We start from the raw sequence: 17,322 nt of genomic DNA, 5'->3' as shown, positions 1-17,322 counted from the left end.
ATTTTTCTCCTCTTAGTCGAAAAATCTTTAAATTATAAAAAATTAATATTTATTAATATATTGATGAGGTCAAATTATTGAGTGAAAGTTTAGTTTATAAAAAGGCTTTTCATTTTTCTATAGATATAGTTAACTTTTATAAGACATTATTGAAAGATAAAAAAGAGTATATTTTATCTAAACAATTGTTAAGGTGTGGTACCAGTGTAGGCGCTAATATAAAAGAGGCTTTAGATGCTCAAAGTAAGCCGGATTTTTTATCTAAGATGAATATAGCGTTAAAAGAGGCATCAGAAGTTGAGTATTGGTTAGATTTATTAAAATCCATAGATTATTTAGATGAAAAACTATATAGAGACTTAATGTCCCAATGCATAGAACTGAATAGAATGCTATCAGCTATAGTTAAAACTGTTAAGTGTCAAGTTAAACAGATTAAAGATTTTTCGTAGTGTAAGGTCGAAAAATCCTCCTTCACTGTCTACTGTCCACTGTCAATTGTCAACTTATTAAAATTTATTTTAATCAAACTAATGCAGATATTAAAATAGGCAAAAATCAGGCATTTTGACCCCAAAATAGCCTATTTTCTTTTGTTTTTAAAGTATAAATATTATATATATATATTCGATAATATTAATAATAAGAAGATTATAAGTTGTTCAAAATACGTTAGGAGTGTATTGATATGAAGATCAATGGAGTTGATCCAAGTAAAATGATAAAGCTTTACTCAAATGCAAAGCAGAGCGTGGAGAAAACAGATAAGGTGAAGAAAAGTGATTCAATACAGATATCATCTTTAGGCAAGAGTCTAAGCACATATTCACCAGATGGTAACTTGGTAAATTCAAAGGAAAAAATAGAAAAGATAAAAAACGAAATAACAAGCGGTACTTACAAAAGAGATTCAAAACTTGTAGCAGCAAAAATTATTGAGGAAATGAAGAAGAAGTAGATTATATAGAGTGGATAACTGAGAGCACAAATAACATAAGTTGAGAGTGGAGAATTGAGAGTGAAGGATGATTTTTCACGAAAAATCTTTGAATTATAGATTTTTTGAAGCTAGGCGTAAGAAAATCAACCTTAACTGTCCACTGTCCGTTGTCAACTGTCAACTAAAAAAGAGTCGGAGGTGTAGAATGACTGCTGAGTTAAACAAAATAATATTGGAAGAGCATAAAGCGTTAAAAGTATTGCTTGAAGTATTAGATGAGCAGTTTGAATACCTTACAAAAAGAGATGTATTTTCCTTAGATAAGGTATCACATAAGCTTCATGAGTGCAGTGTAGAAGTAGCTCACTTAGAGATGGAAAGAAGGAAGTTGACTGACGGTGAAGCTATGAGCAAAATCATAGAGCAAGTAAAGGATGAAGAGTTAGAGAATAACTACAGAAATATAGTAAAACTTTTAGAGGAAATACAGCTTCAAAAAGAAACAAATGACATGCTGATAAGACAGGGGTTAGGATTTACAACGCAGATGTTAAATGTCTTAAGCCCTGATAAAGGTCCGAAGACCTATAATTCTTATGGAAAACGTAGGTAAGCTAGAAAGTGAACTTTCTAGCTTAAAATCCTATAACATATATACTTTGAAACAAAAATACGAGGAGTGATAGAATGTCCGGTTTATTTGGGACTTTTAATATATCAACTAGAGGGTTGTTTGCTCAACAAAAAGCAATAGACACAACCTCTCACAATATAGCAAATGCTAATACAGAAGGATACTCAAGGCAAAGGGCTACTTTTCAAACCTCTAGGCCTTTTCCTATGCCTAGTTTAAATAATGCAGTAGGGCCAGGGCAAATGGGTACAGGTGTTGACGTTGCATCTATTGATAGAATAAGAAACAGCTTTCTTGACTATCAAGTAAGAGTAGAAATGGGGATAAATGGTCAATTTACAGGTAGAGACAAGTTCTTAAGTGAAATAGAAAATATAATGAATGAGCCTACAGACACAGGTATATCTAGTTTGATTGGTAAGTTTTTTGATTCATGGAACACCTTAGCAACTTCTGCAAGTAAATCTAATGCAAAGTCTATAGTAGCACAGCAATCACTAGCCCTTGCTAATGAGTTAAATCATAGCTATACAGAGCTTGAAAGCCTTAAAAAAAATACTCAAACAGTTATAAAGGACACTGTATTTGATATAAATAGTATAATAACACAGGTAAATCAAATTAATCAGCAAATAGCGCAAGTTAAGGTAGCAGGAAATAACCCAAATGATTTAATGGATAGAAGAGATCTTTTATTAGACCAATTAAGTTCTAAGTTTGGCATTAAGATAGATAAAAGAGCTTTTGATGCTTATGATGTAACTACATCTAATGAATCCAAGTATGCTGATGCAGGAGACAACGGAATGCCACCTATGGCAGCTGATGGTAAAACACCGTTAAACTTAGTGCAAGCTATTAAGCCTGAGGACACTTGCAGATTCTCATATATAGATAGTATTGTTAAAGATGGATCGTCAGAGGAAAAGTTTGATGGTGCTGGAAGTTATACAGTTACCTATTATAAAAATGGTGATAAAACTACAGATGCCAATAAAGTAACAGTAAAAGTTAATATTGCGGATACAGGTACTAAGGGAGATCCAAACTATGTAAGCGCCGAAGACAAGTTTAAGCAGCTAAGTGAATGTAGAGTTCTTTGGGCTAACAACAATGGAGTGGCATTAAAGGTTGATGGAAACGGTAAAGTAACTAGTACTAAAGATGGAGATAACTTAGCTAAGTCAGATACGCCTCTAGAAGTGGATTTTGAAAATTTAGCATTATTTAAGGCTCCATCCGGTGAATTGAAAGGGTATATGTCAGTTCAGAAAGATATAGATACCTATGAAGGTCAACTAAATAAATTCGCAAAAGCATTAGCGCTCTCTGTAAATGCTATAATGAGCCAAGGATTAGATCCATCAAAAGATAGTGATACAGATATAAATAACTTCTTTGTAAATGCAGATGCTGCAAAAAAAGGAGTTTATACTGGAGATGTTGCGGGAATAACTGCTGCGGAAAAAGAGATTACTGCTGCAAATATTACAGTAAATGGTGCAATATTAAAAAATCCTATGCTAATAAAATCTGCAGCACAATACGATGCTAGTGGTAACCCAATAGGAGAAAGTGATGGAACAAGAGCTTTAGCTGTTGAAATGCTTAGAGATAGTTTGATGAAAATACAAGATATAAGTTCTGAATCTACAAGAAAGGATTTTTTGAAAGATAGTTTTAAGACTGATTCAAAGTTAAATATATCTGTAATAACAAATGCTACTGGCGGCATGACACTAGATAGTTATTTTAAAGATACGGTAAATAGACTTGGTATTCAAGAACAAGAAGCCAGAAGAATGGTAACAAATCAAGCTAAAATGCTGGCAGGCTTTCAAGAATCAAGAGACTCTATATCAGGAGTATCTCTTGATGAAGAAATGGCAAACCTTGTTCAGTTTCAGCACTGCTATCAAGCAAATGCAAAGATTATATCAACAGTAGATCAGTTACTTGATGTAGTTGTAAATGGACTTAGAAGATAAAGAGGTGATAAAAGTTGCGTGTAACAAATAAAATGCTATCAAATAATTTCTTGAGTGATATGAATAGAAATCTAAATAACTTACAAACTCTTCAGAAGCAAATGACGTCAGGAAAGAACTTTTCAAAACCTTCCGATGATCCTTTTAATGTATCAAGGTCAATGCAGATGCATACGTCAATAGGTGCAAATAAGCAATATAATAAAAATATAACTAATACAATAAATTGGATGGATACTACGGATACATCATTGGGACAGTTAGGGAATGTATTTCAGTCAATAAGAGAAAAATTAGTTTCAGCAGGAAATGCAGCCTATGGTTCAGAAGAAAGAGCTAAGATAAAAGATGAAATAAACCAAAGAGTAGGACAAATTTCTCAAATATTAAATACAAGCTTTGACGGTGAATATATTTTTGGCGGTACAAGAGCTACAACAAAGCCTGTAGATGCTATAACAGATTCTAAAGTTGGTTCAGTAACAAAGGTTACTACCGGCGGTGACGCTAGTGTATCTGGAACTTTTTATGGTTCTGGAAAAGTAACTTTTAAAATAGAAGCAGCAGCTGTAGATACGTCTACTCCACCAAAGATTACAAAGATAAATGTTTTAAAAAGCACAGATGGTGGAACTACTTATAAACTAGCATCTACACCGAGTGCTAAAAGCGATGGTACCTTTGATATAGGAAATGGATTAACTTTTACAATATCACCTGATATGGGAAACAAGACTGATGCTGCGGATCCTACACAGAGAAGCACCTATACCTTTGATTGTGAATCCTCAGGTAATACAAAGCTTGTATACCTAAAAGCAGATGGAACAGAATTAGACCCTAATAGTACTGACCCAACCTCACAGGATGCAATTCAATTGGGAGCGATAAAAGCAGACAGACAAACAGAAATTTCCCAAGGGGTACTAGTAAAGTATAATGTTTCCGCAGAGAGCGTTATAAGCTATAAAAAGAAAGACGGAAGTGAAGATGATATAAGAAATCTTCTTCAAAGAATAGTAAACCATCTAGATGGCAAAGATGATACTGGTAGTGCAAGTGATCCAGATGCTGTAAAAAACCTAACCAATCAGGATTTAAAAGACATAGACGATGCAATGTCACAAATATTAAAAGTTCGTTCAGAGGTTGGTGCTATGCAAAACAGAATGGATAGTGCTAAAGATCAAAACGAACAGTCAAATTACGATATGACAGATATACTTTCAAAGACTGAAGATATAGATATAACTGAAAAAACTATGGAATTTGCAGTTATGCAGACGGTATACTTAGCGTCATTACAAACTAGCGCTAAAGTGCTTCAACCGACACTTATGGACTATATGAGATAGGCAAATAGAAGGATAGTGGAGAGCTAATGGTTTATTTTTCACTGTCAACTCTCAATTGTCAACTGTCCACTGAAAAAAGGGGTTGTTAAGTATGAAATTAAATACAAAGTGTCATGGTGTAAAGGAATATGAAGAAAAAGACATAATAAAATTTGAAAAAGGAATTCCGGGTTTTGAAAAATTAAAAAAGTTTATTTTATTTCCAGCAGAAGAAAATGAAGTGTTTAGCATACTCCATTCTATAGAAGACGAGGAAGCAGGCATTGTAGTAGTTTCACCCTTCATTTTCATCAAGAATTACGAATTTGATTTAAATAAGGGAAAAATGAAAGAACTTGAAGTGGAAGGCCATGAAGAAGTACTTGTTTTAAACACTGTAACATTAAATTCAAAAATTGAAGATATAACAATAAATTTAAAAGCTCCAATTGTAATTAATATAAACAAGAAATTAGGGGAACAAATAATACTAGATAACCCTAATTATGCTATTAGACATCCACTATTTGGCGCATAATTATTTAGTAATTATATATTAGAGACGTTAGACCTGCTAAGGAGATGATAAAATGTTAGTAATTAGCAGAAAAAAAGGCGAGTCACTGCTTATAGGCGAAGACATAGAAATAACTGTAGTAAAAGTAGATGATGGTTCTGTAAAACTTTCTATATCTGCACCTAAATCTGTAACGATTTTAAGAAAAGAGTTGTATAAAGAAGTAGAAGAAGAAAATAAAAATGCAGCAGCTGCGGATATGAGTGTTTTAAAGAACATAAAAAAATAGATAAGTTGCTTTTTTTTACTGTAAGCTTTGGAAAAATGCTTTCTAATGTTATTAATACAATCAAAATTTAAAGATTTTTATAAGGAGTGTATAGCATGGAAGTTAAAAATGTTAGTCAGGGAGGACAAACATCTTTAGATTTTAATTACGGATCAGTAGACACTATACAAAATATAAACAATCATCAGCAAAATACTGATTCTAAAAATATTGAGAATAATAGTAATAGTGAAGTGAAAAAAGTAAGCGTGAAGGATATAGAAAAAGCTGTAGATAAATTAAATAAGCTTTTTGAAGACAAGGCTACTCATGTTGAATATGAGGTGTACGGGAAGCGTAGAGATATAACCATCAAAATTATCGATAATGATACTAAAAAAGTTATAAAGGAAGTTCCACCAAAGAAGATAATTGACATGGTAAATAAACTTTGCGAATTAGCAGGTGTATTTGTGGATGATAAGGCTTAATCAGCTTAATTGGGGGTGTTTTTATGGAATTTAGATTAAATAAAATAGACCCTGAAGTGAGAAATAGAGTTAAAGAAACTACAAGTGCTGGAAAAGTTCATACTAAAAGCGGAATAGTAATAAATAAGGACAATCAAAACAAAAAAAATAAAAATGAAGAAAGTTTTGATTCTGAATTAGAAAAGCAAGTAAAGAAAAAAGAGAAAAAAAAATTATCTGTAGATGCAATAAAGGTACAGGAAGTAGAGGTTCCGGCTTATAAAGAGGAACTGGATAGCCAAACAAAAGATGAAACAGCAGGTTATATTTTAGATGTAAGAAGGTAATTGCTAGAGAATTAAGATTTATTTAACATAATAAAGCTTAATTCTCAATTTTTTCTTAAATAAAGTAAAATTACATACGATAATTAAATTAAGAATAAAGGGTGAAGAGTGAAAAGTGAAGGAAGCTAATTTAAACGTAATTAAAAATAACTTCATTAACTTTAAATTTTCAACTCTCAACTCTCAACTTAAAAAAAGGGAGTGTTTAACATATGTATGCACAAAGCGCATATAATGCATATAAAACAAATAGTGTAAACTACGCATCAAAAGAACAATTATTACTTATGTTATTAGATGGAGCAGTAAAGTTTGCTAAAGTAGGTAGACAAGCTATAATTGACAAGGATATAAAAAAATCACATGAAAATATAATAAAAACTCAAGATATATTTTATGAGCTTATGGCTACCCTTGATGTTACTAAAGGTGGAGATTGGGCTAACTCTCTTATGAATATATATGATTTCATAGTGAGAAGACTTACAGATGCGAATATAAAGAAAGATGCAGCAATAATGGACGAGGTTATTCCATTAATAGAGGATGTAAGAGATACTTGGAATCAGGCTTATAAGGTATCAAAGTTAGAAAAATAAAGAGTATGAGTAAATACAAAGTACAAAATTTTATATTTGAGCTTTGTATTTTATAAAATTTGGAGGTGGAATTATGTCAGATATAAGTAGTGTATCAAGTAATATGCTAAGGATTACTGGACTGGCAACTGGAATGGATACGGATAGTATGGTAAAAAAAATGATGGCTGCTGAGAATATAAGATTAGACAAGATGAAACAGGATAGACAATATATTCAATGGAGACAGGATGGATTAAGAGATATTATTAAAGACTTTAGGGATTTAAGACAAAAATATTTACTTATAGATTCACCGGCGGATACTAATATGGTCAAAAGTGGAGCATATTCTGGATCAACTATTACAAGTGATAATTCTAATGCTTTAACTGCTACGGCATTACCTGGTGCTGCTAATGGTGCTAGTACTGTAGCTGTAAAACAGGTAGCTAGTGGAGCTAAAGTTAGTGGTACAAAATTAGAGGGCATTTTTTTAAGCTCAGAAATAACAAATGGAAATATAGGTGGATTTGATGGGGGATCACTTGTTATAAATGGAAAGAGTGTTTCTATAGGTAGTGTAACAGGAGGAAATTTAAGTGAAAAGTTGGATACTATTGTATCAAATATAAATGACAATATTAAATTAGATCCAACTTTAAATGGTAAATTAGAAGTGGAGAAATACTCACCAGATGGCGGTACTACGAATTACTTAAGATTTAAACAGTTAACAGATAAAACAGTTACAGTAACGTCAGCTAAACAAAGCGATACTACTACAGATATAGCAGAATTAAGCAATATACAAAATAAATCATTAAATGTTTCAGCATCAACTAAACTTTCAGATTTAGGTATAGAAAATGGGAAAAACATAAAAATTACAATACCTAGTGGAAGTGCAACTATAACAATTGATAACACAAAAACAGTACAAGATTTGATTAATTCTATATATAATGCCAAGATAGGTACTTCAAGTGATACTCTTTATAGCAAGGTAAAAGTAAGTTTTAGTGAGTTGACTCAAAGTCTATCAATAGAAACAAGGGATACTGGTTCTAATCAAACTATATCTATGGATGGATCAGATTTAAGTATATTGAGTAAGCTAGGATTAGGTGATGGAGCTACTGTTACTTCAGGAACTAATGCTATTGTTGAAATAACACCTCCAGGAGCGGGAAGTGCTACGAAGGTAGAGAGGTCAACTAATAATTTTGTTATAGATAATGTATCTTACAGTATAAATTCCAGCTATAAGGTAACTGATACTGTGAATGGAGACAATATAAATCTAACTACAAAACCAGACTCACAAGGTTCCGTTAATAAAATAAAAGCTTTTGTAGATCAGTATAATACTTTAGTTCAAAAAATATACGATAAGATTTCGGAAAAGAAAAATTATAACTATAAACCATTAACAGACGACCAGAGAAGTGAAATGAAGGATGACCAAATAAAATCCTGGGAAGATAAAGCTAAACAAGGAGTATTAAAAAATGATGGAGATCTTCAAAGCGTCCTAAATAGCATGAGAAGTGCTCTTATGGATGGAGTAAAGTCTGCTGGTATTAGCTTAAGTGAAATAGGTATAGATACTTATGGAGGTCTTGAAGCAGCAATAAAACCAGGGCAGCTGAAAATAGATGAAACAAAATTAAAAAATGCCCTTGAAGCTCGTGGAGATCAAGTAATGAAGATATTTACCGCAACTCCGGATTCTTCTATAACTGATACTACAGAGAAATATAATAATACAGGTATATTTAAGAGGGTAGAAAGTATAATTAATAATGCAGCTGTAAAATTTGACGGAACCTTACTAAAAAAAGCAGGATATGTAGGAACTGCTAGCGAAGCTACTAACACAATTACAAAACAACTTAATAATCAAGATAAAGCAATAACTGAAATGAATAAAAAACTGGCAGATAAACAGGAAAAATATTACCAAATGTTTGCGAAGCTTGAAACAGCTATGAATAATATGAACGCACAACAATCCTGGCTAGCTCAACAACTTGGCAGCAAATAGGTGACATTATGGAAAATGTAGAGTTGAAAAGTCAGCTGGAGGTTTATAATTCAGATACTCTAAAACTTATAGAAAGCCTGGAAAAGAAAGATTATGATAATCTTGAAAGTCTGCTAAATAAAAGACAACAAACTATAGATAATATTAGCAAATTAGATTATACAAAGCAGGAGTTTTCAGAAGTTGCAGAAGAACTTAAGATATTAGAACATCAAAAAAGGCTTTCGGACTTAATGATTAGAAAAAGGGACGATGTAAAAGAAGAGTTAAATAAAATATCAAGTGCTAAAAACGCTAGCAATATGTACAACAAAAAAATATATAGCAATTCAAGAATATTTAATAAAACTATATAAATTATTAAGAGGCCTAGGCCTCTTTTTTGTCACCTTTTTTAGAAAAAGTCGTATATATTAGGTGAAAGGGGTTGATAAATATGGCAGCTACAGCAACAAAGTTAAACAGTACACTAGTTATTAAGTACAAGGACGGTGTTGATCAAAAAGGAAAGGAGATAATTAGAAACCAGAGGTTTTCAAAGGTAAAACCTACAGCAACAGAACAAGCGTTATACGACACGGCACTAGAAATAGAAAAGCTTCTAGGAAAAACACTAGATGAAGTGCTTAGAGAAGATCAAAGTGGAATAATGAACGCTTAGGTGAGTTGAGAGTTGAGAATTAAGAGTGAAGAGTTATAGATGCTTTTTATGCTGAGGCATAAAACTCTCAACTCATCACTATCAACTCTTAACTATATGGCTTTAGAGTAAAATCAAAATTTAAAAAAGAATATCAGGAGGATATGTCTATGAGTAAAACATTAGTTATGAATTTTTTAAATGAAGAGGGGAAGAAAACTTCTATAAGGGTCAATAATGTAAAGGAAGGTGTAACAGAAGCAGAAGTCAAGGATGCTATGGATGTTATAATTGCAAAAAACATATTTGCAAGCTCTGGCGGAGACTTAAAAACAAAAGATTCTGCTCAATTAATTGACAAAACAACTTCAGATTTTGAAGTAAAATAATATCTACTAAATAAAAAATGAATAGTAAGCTTCAAGCTTGCTATTCATTTTTACTGTATTCTACACAAATATAAGGGGTTGTGTATATGAATTCAGATTTGTTTAATATGGTTGGAAATGTAGGCTTTCCAATAGCTGTATCCGTATATCTCCTTGTACGGTTAGAAAGCAAATTGGAAGTACTTACTACAAGTATAAACAATTTATCGATGGTTATAAATAACAGCTCAAGAGAGAAATAGGGTAGAACTTATACAAGTTCTACCCTATTTTTGTTAATACAACAAAAATAGATTTATATCGCAAATTCCAGCAGATACTTGAAGAAAAATGTAATACAATTATTGGGAAAAATTTTATAAAAATTGCAACAAAATAATTACAAATTGGATATGTATAGTAGATAAAAAATTTTTTTATCTTAAAAACTTTCAGCTATTACATATTTAACATGAAGTGGAAACTTGAATCAGATGGGGTTTCAACCACACCTGGTTCTTAGTTGAACGAATCCAGTGACGTACCCGCTCTAATACTCCCTCTTTGAGAAAAGGGAGTATTAGAGCGGGTAGTCATCGGATAAAACTAGAGGAAACGGAGAGGTTAACAATGGAAAACAACAAAACAAGATTACAAAAACTAATTGAGGATTTAGAAAACAAAAAATACGAAGCTTATATTGAGGTACACGGAATGTTTAAAAGGTACAGTAACAGCATTTATGAAAGATATATAGGTAAAAACTATGGCAATAAGTATAAGTTTGAGTATATTAGCAGAGTGGAAGATGAAATTATTAATGGAGCTCATGATTTTAATGGAGTAGAGGATAAGCAATTTTATTCTTATGTGAACACACGTATAAAAAACTGCTGTTTAAAATTTTTGAGAGATTATATTAAGCCAGCATATCAAGTAGTTTCACTAAATGAATATTATAAAGGTACAAGCATTACAAAATACTCATCAGATATGCTTCAAGTTGAAGAATATGTTACGGTTAAAATTACTAATGAAGAGTTAATATATAAGGAACTTATGCCAATGCTCAGTAGAGAGGAAAGGGATGCTCTTAAATGCAGATTAGATGAAAATGAGACAATTGAGGAGTATGCCAAAAGAAAAAACTGTAAGGAAGTAACAGTAAGATCTTATATAAGCAAAGCTGTTAAGAAACTTAGAAATAGTTCAAATAAAGATCAGCTAGCTAAAAAGTATATGATAAAATTTTAGTTTTGGAGGGATTGGCATAGATAATTTAGAGTTAGTTAAAATTATAAAAAAGGCTCAAGAGGGAGAGGAAAAGGCACTAGAAATTATCTTAAAAATGTACAAGCCTCTAATAGCAAAAAGTGCTATGAGAATTTATATATATGGATATCAGGCAGAGGATTTAATTCAAATAGGAGGTATAGCATTAATTAATGCTGTAAATAAATACGATTGCGATAAAAATATTCCATTTACTTCCTATGCTAAAAAAGCAATACAAAACTCTTTTAATAAGGAGTTAAGAAAAGTCATTGGTAAAAAGGACAATGAGAAGTTTAGTTATAGTTTAAACAGTTTAAATAAATATGGTGTGGAGGTCATTGAAGCTTTAGAGTCTGAAGAAAATGTGGAAGAGACAGCTATTTTAAAAGAAGAAATAGCTTTGTTAAAGGTGGCTTTAAATAGTTTATCTCCTGATGAGAAGGAGATATTAGATTGGTTTTACTTTAGACAAAGGACTTTAAAGGAATATGCAGAGGTAAAAGGACTTAATAGAACTACGGTGGTGAAAAGAAAGACAAGAGCGATAGAGAAATTGAGGAAATTTTTTTAGTTGAGAGTTGACAGTGGAAAGTGGACAGAGAAGGTAAGTTTTCTTCCTTACGTCAGAAAACTATTATAAAAGGTCAAAGAATAAATATCAAAGTTCAAATAAGGGTGATTTTATCTCTTATTTGTTATTTGATATTTGAACTTTGTTATTTAATTAAAGATTTTTCGTAGTGTAACAAAGAAAAATCCTCCTTCACTGTCAATTGTCCTCTGTCAACTGAAATTAGGGGGTGTTAATTTTGAGCAGCATACTAATAAATGATGAAAGTATAATGATTTTTAATCCTAAACTAGCAGAGCTTTTAGGACTTAATGAAAGTATAATATTAAATCACATTCACTATTGGTTAGAGAGAAGCAATAATATAGTAGAAGAAAAAAGATGGGTATACAATAGTTATGAACAGTGGCATGAACAAATAGGATTTTTATCTACAAGTACTATAAAAAAGGCTATAAAAAAGCTTGAAGCTATGGGAATAGTTTTATCAGGTAACTTTAACAAATGCAAAATGGATAAAACTAAGTGGTATACAATAGCTTATGATAAGCTTGAAAAGTTTTTTGAGGGTCATAAAGATAGAATTAATGAAAAGGAACAATCTAAGATTACAAATGAACCTATGAAAGGTGAAGAGGATTCATCCATTGGGTCAAAATTATCTGAGGATGAATCCAACTCTGATAAAGCAATACCATATAATACTCCAGAGATTACACATAGTGATGATAATGATAATGGGTTCTTTGATGGAAAGCATAAAGAAGATTTAAAGAAAAGTAATTTTATGAGAAAGGATGACTTGAGGGGAATTATACTTTTCTATAGTGAAAACATAAGACTGCCAGGGAGCTATGAGTTAGAAAGATTGAAATACTTTGCAGAGGAATTTAAAGATTCTGAGCTTATAATATTTGCCATGGAACAGGCTATAAATGCCAACGCAAGAAATTTAAGATATATTGAGAAGACTTTATATAACTGGAAAGACAATGGCATTAAAAATAAAAGTGAGGCAGAAGCATTTATAGAGAACTACAAAAAGTACAGGGAGGGTAAGGGTAATGGAGGACTTGCAGGAAACTATGGAAAGAATAAATGCTGTAATTCAAAGAATTCGCCAAAAGACAAATGGGCAGGGTATAAAGCTCCAGAGCCAAAAGTCTCAGCAAATGCAGACTTTCAAGGAATTATCTGAAGTTTGCCCACTATGCGGCGGAAGTGGATTTATTATAAAGTGTAATTCAAAAGGCCAGGATACTATTAAGTTTTGCAGCTGCAAAGATGTGGATAAAAGCAAAATGTTGTGGAGAGTATCAGGTATTGAAACGGAGAGAAATAGGCTTACTTTCGGAAACTATAAACCTTACAACATTACAACAGAAAAAATTAAGGGCGCTGCTATAGATTACTTTAAAAACTTTAATAATATAAGAGCAAGTAGAAGAAACAGCATGGCTTTTTTGGGACAAGTTGGCAGCGGTAAAACTCACCTAAGCGTTGCTATTGGATTAAACCTTTTAGCTAAAGGAATCCCCGTAGTGTACATGTCTTATAGAGATGAAATTTTAAAATTAAAGCAGAACATACTTGACGAGGAATACTATGAAAACTCTTTAAGAAAATATAAAACTGCAGCGGTACTTATTGTTGATGATTTATTTAAAGGGAAAATTAGTGAAGCAGATATTAATATAATTTTTGAGATTATAAACTACAGGTATATGAATAACCTGCCTATAATTGTGTCCTCAGAGTTTACTGCGGAGAGGCTATTGTATTTTGATGAGGGAGTAGGCAGCAGGATTATTGAGATGTGCAAGGATTACACTGTTGAAATTGCGGGGAAGGAGAATAATTTTAGGGTCAAGAACTAAAATAAATAATTTTAAGGTAAATTTTTTTGAAAATAGTATAAAGTGATAAAAGTAAGCTACGATAAAATTAGTACAAGAGTTAAAAAGTACAGAGTTCAAAGAACAAATAAAGAATAATGAAGATTTTTAGTTAATTTAATATTTGAACTTTGAGATTTAATTAGCTAGGTAAGCCATAAGGTTTAACTATAAATAAAAAAATAGTGGAGCAAGGAAGCCCACTTAAAAGAATCAAGGAGGAATTAATTATGATAATTAATCACAATTTAAACGCTATGAACTCACACAGACAAATGATGGCAAACACAACAGCAGCTGGAAAGTCAATGGAAAAGCTTTCTTCAGGTCTTAGAATAAACAGAGCTGGAGATGATGCAGCAGGTCTTTCAATTTCAGAAAAGATGAGAGGACAAATAAGAGGTCTTGATCAGGCTTCAAGAAACTCTCAAGATGGTATCTCAATGATTCAAACTGCAGAAGGTGCTTTAAATGAAACTCACTCAATTCTTCAAAGAATGAGAGAATTAACAGTACAAGCATCAAACGATACTAACGTAACTACTGATAGAGATTCTATAAAGGATGAATTAACTGCATTAACTAGTGAAATTGATAGAATTGCTACACAGACTGAATTCAACACTCAAACAATGTTTAGCGGTGGTACTACAGTAAACTTCCAGGTTGGAGCAAATTGCGGTCAACAAATAACTCTTACTTTCTCAGCAATGAAATCTTCAGATTTAGGCGTTAATGGTGTAGATGCTAAGGTAGATACTGCAGCTAATGCAACAGCAGCAATTTGTACAGTAAATGATGCAATTGAGAAAGTATCAAAAGAGAGATCAAAACTTGGAGCAGTTCAAAACAGATTAGAACATACTATATCTAACCTTAACAATGCATCAGAAAACTTACAGTCAGCAGAATCAAGAGTAAGAGACGTTGATATGGCTAAGGAAATGATGAACTTCTCAAAGAATAACATATTACAACAAGCTGCTCAAGCTATGCTTGCACAAGCTAACCAACAACCACAGGGAGTTCTTCAATTATTAAGATAATTGACATACTCATAAAAATAACATTAAAGAGTCAGGGTGAAAACTCTGACTCTTTTTAAAAGCTAATAGTATGGAAAATCTAAATTTGCAATTAGATTATGTAGGATTTTGCATAGTATTAGTTTAAAAGAAAGAGGAGATGAACTTTATGTTGTTAAGTATAGCCATGATTGTTAAAAATGAAGAAAAAAATATAGAAAAATGCTTGCAGGCATTGGAACTTTTAAAAGATAAAATAAATTATGAAATAATTATAGTGGATACAGGGAGTACAGACAATACTATCAATATAGCCAAAAAGTATACTGAAAAAATATATGAGCATGAGTGGAATAATGATTTTGCAGAAATGAGGAATTTAAGCATCAAGTATTGCAATGGTGATTGGATTCTAGTAATAGATGCTGATGAAATATTAGCAAATCCAAGTGAGTTGATTGAATTTTTTAAAGAAAAATATAAATCATATAATAGTGCAATAGTTAAGTTTAACAACTATACTTCTGAAGACATGTATATTATAGGTGGATTAGTCAGAGTATTTAAAAATGATGATGATTTTTACTATGCAGGAAGAGTTCATGAACAACCTATGTTTAAAAAACCAACCTACATGACTAATATAACCTTTAATCATTATGGATATATAAGAAATGATTATGATTTAATGGAATACAAATATGATAGAAATATCAAGTTATTATTAAAAGATCTGGATGAAGGAAAAGATACAATATATACATTGTTTCAATTATCCCAAAGCTATTCAATGGCAAATAAAAAGAATGAAGCGTTGAAGTCAATAGATAAAGCCTATAAGATGGTGAGAAACAATAAAGATACAAGAAATCAAACAAAATATTTATACGTATATCGCCAATTAGCCATAGAACTTTTCCATATGGGGGATTATGAGAGAACTATAGAGGTATGTGAGCAAGCAGTATTACTAAGTAATAGTTTTATAGATTTTTATTATATGTTAGCTAAAAGCAATAAATTTTTAAAAAATTATTCTAAGGCTGAAAAGTATTTCAATGAATATTTTAAGTTATATGAAAAAAACAAGCAGGGGGTTGTGGATTATACTACAGTAACTGATTTTTCAACTTCCAGGTATGATGATATGGTAGTAGACAGAATTCTTAATTTATTTGAGTTGAAGAATTATAAAAAAGTCATTGAATTATGTGAGAATTTAAATGAAAAACAAAAGTATGAATTAAATCAGATCATACTATATTCATTTATAAGCGAAAGAGAATATGAAAAAATAGCTGATTTTTATAAAGATAAGGAAATAAAAGAAAATGATATTGAAACTATTGGTTCTGTTATGGGAAAAATCATGTTGGACAGCTTGAATGATGATTTTAATCATATGTTCAATAGTTTTAAGGGTTTGAACAAAACATTAGACTGTTATTTAAAACATATTATTTTTAATGATAAAACAGATATACCAAATATAGAGGTCAACTACAAGAATTATTATTTATGGAAAGCAGAAATATTAAAATTAAAAATTAAAGAGGATATATCTGTATTAGAAAAAATAAAAAATCTTGACAACATGGATAAAGAAAAGTATTTGGATTATGTGTGTAATGATTATGAGTGTATAAAAATATTGAATGATTATGACAAGGATAATTTTCTGTGCTCAGATGTTAGAAATTTATGCTTTTTCATTATGATAGAAAAGAAGTTAATGTTTTTATCATGCGTAGAGAGAGAAAAATTAGAAAGCTTATTGCATAGGGCATTTATAAACAATATAAATTTGATGCAGCAAACTTACAACTTTGATATTGTAAATGAAGAAAATAGTAAATTCATATTAAGCAGGTACCAGTATTTTTGGTACAAAATATATAACATTATTAATAAATACTCCAACGATAAACTGTGTTACATAAAGAATTTGAAAAATCTTGTGCAAGATATGCCCGAATTCAAAAAGATTTTAGAAAGCCTAAGCAGTAAAATTAACGATAACTTGGTCTCAGATGAAATGAAAAATGAAAAACAAAATGTTTTAGCAAGTGTAGAAGAACTTGTTAAAAATAATATCTTAGATGAAGCTGAAAATATATTAAGAGAACTGGATGATTTATTTATATATGATGTAGATATAAAAAATTACCTGGGGGTAGTATTGTTCTTAAAGGGGCAACTTGACGATGCATTAATTAATTTAGCATTATCAAATACACTAAAACAAAGTAATTTTGATACTATATATAATTTAGCATGTGTTCTAGAAGCTAAGCAGAGTTTTGATAAAGCAAAATATTACTATAGTAAAGCATATGAGTTATGCCAAGATGAAGAACTTAAACTACAAATCAGCAACATAATGGCTATGTTGGACAAACAATAAGAATTCAGTAGAAAACTTAAT

General features: G+C 31.1%; 21 protein-coding genes. All 21 read left to right on the top strand.

What is annotated here, in order from left to right; genetic code table 11:
* Positions 1-77: 77 nt before the first annotated feature.
* The 21 genes from I6U51_RS08400 to I6U51_RS08305 all read left to right on the top strand — a co-directional run bounded on the left by I6U51_RS08400 (position 78) and on the right by I6U51_RS08305 (position 17,301).
* Positions 78-452, top strand: a complete 375-nt coding sequence (locus tag I6U51_RS08400) for a four helix bundle protein (protein WP_211142238.1) — start codon at positions 78-80, stop codon at positions 450-452.
* Between the two features lie 236 nt (positions 453-688).
* Positions 689-958, top strand: coding sequence for a flagellar biosynthesis anti-sigma factor FlgM (locus I6U51_RS08395; protein WP_211142237.1), 270 nt, complete (start codon positions 689-691; stop codon positions 956-958).
* Positions 959-1,145: 187 nt separating this feature from the next.
* Positions 1,146-1,553: a flagellar protein FlgN gene (locus I6U51_RS08390; RefSeq protein WP_211142236.1), complete on the top strand. Its 408-nt coding sequence runs from the start codon at positions 1,146-1,148 to the stop codon at positions 1,551-1,553.
* 74 nt (positions 1,554-1,627) lie between these two features.
* The gene (flgK, locus tag I6U51_RS08385) at positions 1,628-3,562 is read left to right on the top strand and encodes a flagellar hook-associated protein FlgK (protein ID WP_211142235.1); all 1,935 of its coding nucleotides are present in this window, start codon (positions 1,628-1,630) and stop codon (positions 3,560-3,562) included.
* A 14-nt stretch (positions 3,563-3,576) separates the two neighbouring features.
* The gene (flgL, locus tag I6U51_RS08380) at positions 3,577-4,917 is read left to right on the top strand and encodes a flagellar hook-associated protein FlgL (protein WP_211142234.1); all 1,341 of its coding nucleotides are present in this window, start codon (positions 3,577-3,579) and stop codon (positions 4,915-4,917) included.
* A gap of 91 nt (positions 4,918-5,008) precedes the next feature.
* Positions 5,009-5,434: a flagellar assembly protein FliW gene (gene fliW / locus I6U51_RS08375; protein ID WP_211142233.1), complete on the top strand. Its 426-nt coding sequence runs from the start codon at positions 5,009-5,011 to the stop codon at positions 5,432-5,434.
* A 52-nt stretch (positions 5,435-5,486) separates the two neighbouring features.
* Complete coding sequence (gene csrA, locus I6U51_RS08370) at positions 5,487-5,702, top strand: carbon storage regulator CsrA (protein ID WP_178906387.1); 216 nt, start codon at positions 5,487-5,489, stop codon at positions 5,700-5,702.
* 95 nt (positions 5,703-5,797) lie between these two features.
* Positions 5,798-6,172 carry a flagellar protein FlaG gene (locus tag I6U51_RS08365; protein ID WP_211142232.1) on the top strand — a complete coding sequence of 125 codons (375 nt, stop codon included), beginning with the start codon at positions 5,798-5,800 and terminating at the stop codon, positions 6,170-6,172.
* Positions 6,173-6,195: 23 nt separating this feature from the next.
* On the top strand, positions 6,196-6,498 hold the full coding sequence (locus I6U51_RS08360; protein WP_211142231.1) for a hypothetical protein: 303 nt from the start codon (positions 6,196-6,198) through the stop codon (positions 6,496-6,498).
* A gap of 212 nt (positions 6,499-6,710) precedes the next feature.
* Positions 6,711-7,097, top strand: coding sequence for a flagellar export chaperone FliS (gene fliS, locus I6U51_RS08355; protein ID WP_211142230.1), 387 nt, complete (start codon positions 6,711-6,713; stop codon positions 7,095-7,097).
* A gap of 73 nt (positions 7,098-7,170) precedes the next feature.
* Positions 7,171-9,123, top strand: a complete 1,953-nt coding sequence (gene fliD / locus I6U51_RS08350) for a flagellar filament capping protein FliD (protein WP_211142229.1) — start codon at positions 7,171-7,173, stop codon at positions 9,121-9,123.
* 8 nt (positions 9,124-9,131) lie between these two features.
* A complete protein-coding gene (locus I6U51_RS08345) occupies positions 9,132-9,479 on the top strand; it encodes a flagellar protein FliT (protein WP_211142228.1) in 348 nt (115 codons plus the stop codon).
* A gap of 80 nt (positions 9,480-9,559) precedes the next feature.
* Positions 9,560-9,784, top strand: a complete 225-nt coding sequence (locus I6U51_RS08340) for a DUF1659 domain-containing protein (RefSeq protein WP_211142227.1) — start codon at positions 9,560-9,562, stop codon at positions 9,782-9,784.
* A gap of 149 nt (positions 9,785-9,933) precedes the next feature.
* Positions 9,934-10,152, top strand: a complete 219-nt coding sequence (locus tag I6U51_RS08335; protein WP_211142226.1) for a DUF2922 domain-containing protein — start codon at positions 9,934-9,936, stop codon at positions 10,150-10,152.
* A gap of 86 nt (positions 10,153-10,238) precedes the next feature.
* A complete protein-coding gene (locus I6U51_RS08330; protein WP_211142225.1) occupies positions 10,239-10,394 on the top strand; it encodes a YvrJ family protein in 156 nt (51 codons plus the stop codon).
* Positions 10,395-10,761: 367 nt separating this feature from the next.
* Positions 10,762-11,385 (top strand): RNA polymerase sigma factor, encoded by a 624-nt coding sequence (locus tag I6U51_RS08325; RefSeq protein ID WP_211142224.1) that lies wholly within the window; start codon positions 10,762-10,764, stop codon positions 11,383-11,385.
* A 10-nt stretch (positions 11,386-11,395) separates the two neighbouring features.
* Positions 11,396-11,977 (top strand): sigma-70 family RNA polymerase sigma factor, encoded by a 582-nt coding sequence (locus I6U51_RS08320; RefSeq protein WP_343069592.1) that lies wholly within the window; start codon positions 11,396-11,398, stop codon positions 11,975-11,977.
* Between the two features lie 238 nt (positions 11,978-12,215).
* A complete protein-coding gene (locus tag I6U51_RS24725; RefSeq protein ID WP_246517190.1) occupies positions 12,216-13,175 on the top strand; it encodes a DnaD domain-containing protein in 960 nt (319 codons plus the stop codon).
* Positions 13,063-13,854 (top strand): ATP-binding protein, encoded by a 792-nt coding sequence (locus I6U51_RS08315; RefSeq protein WP_246517197.1) that lies wholly within the window; start codon positions 13,063-13,065, stop codon positions 13,852-13,854. The genes I6U51_RS24725 and I6U51_RS08315 overlap by 113 nt, the downstream gene beginning before the upstream one ends.
* Before the next feature lie 248 nt (positions 13,855-14,102).
* The gene (locus I6U51_RS08310; RefSeq protein WP_211142221.1) at positions 14,103-14,918 is read left to right on the top strand and encodes a flagellin N-terminal helical domain-containing protein; all 816 of its coding nucleotides are present in this window, start codon (positions 14,103-14,105) and stop codon (positions 14,916-14,918) included.
* A 148-nt stretch (positions 14,919-15,066) separates the two neighbouring features.
* The gene (locus I6U51_RS08305) at positions 15,067-17,301 is read left to right on the top strand and encodes a glycosyltransferase (protein ID WP_211142220.1); all 2,235 of its coding nucleotides are present in this window, start codon (positions 15,067-15,069) and stop codon (positions 17,299-17,301) included.
* The last annotated feature ends 21 nt before the right edge of the window (positions 17,302-17,322 follow it).

The sequence above is a fragment of the Clostridium aciditolerans genome (genome assembly GCF_016316925.1).
GTDB classification, from domain to species: Bacteria; Bacillota; Clostridia; order Clostridiales; family Clostridiaceae; genus Clostridium_AM; species Clostridium_AM aciditolerans.
The sequence above is the reverse complement of the archived record's forward strand: the minus strand, read 5'-3'. Positions and strand labels throughout refer to the sequence as shown.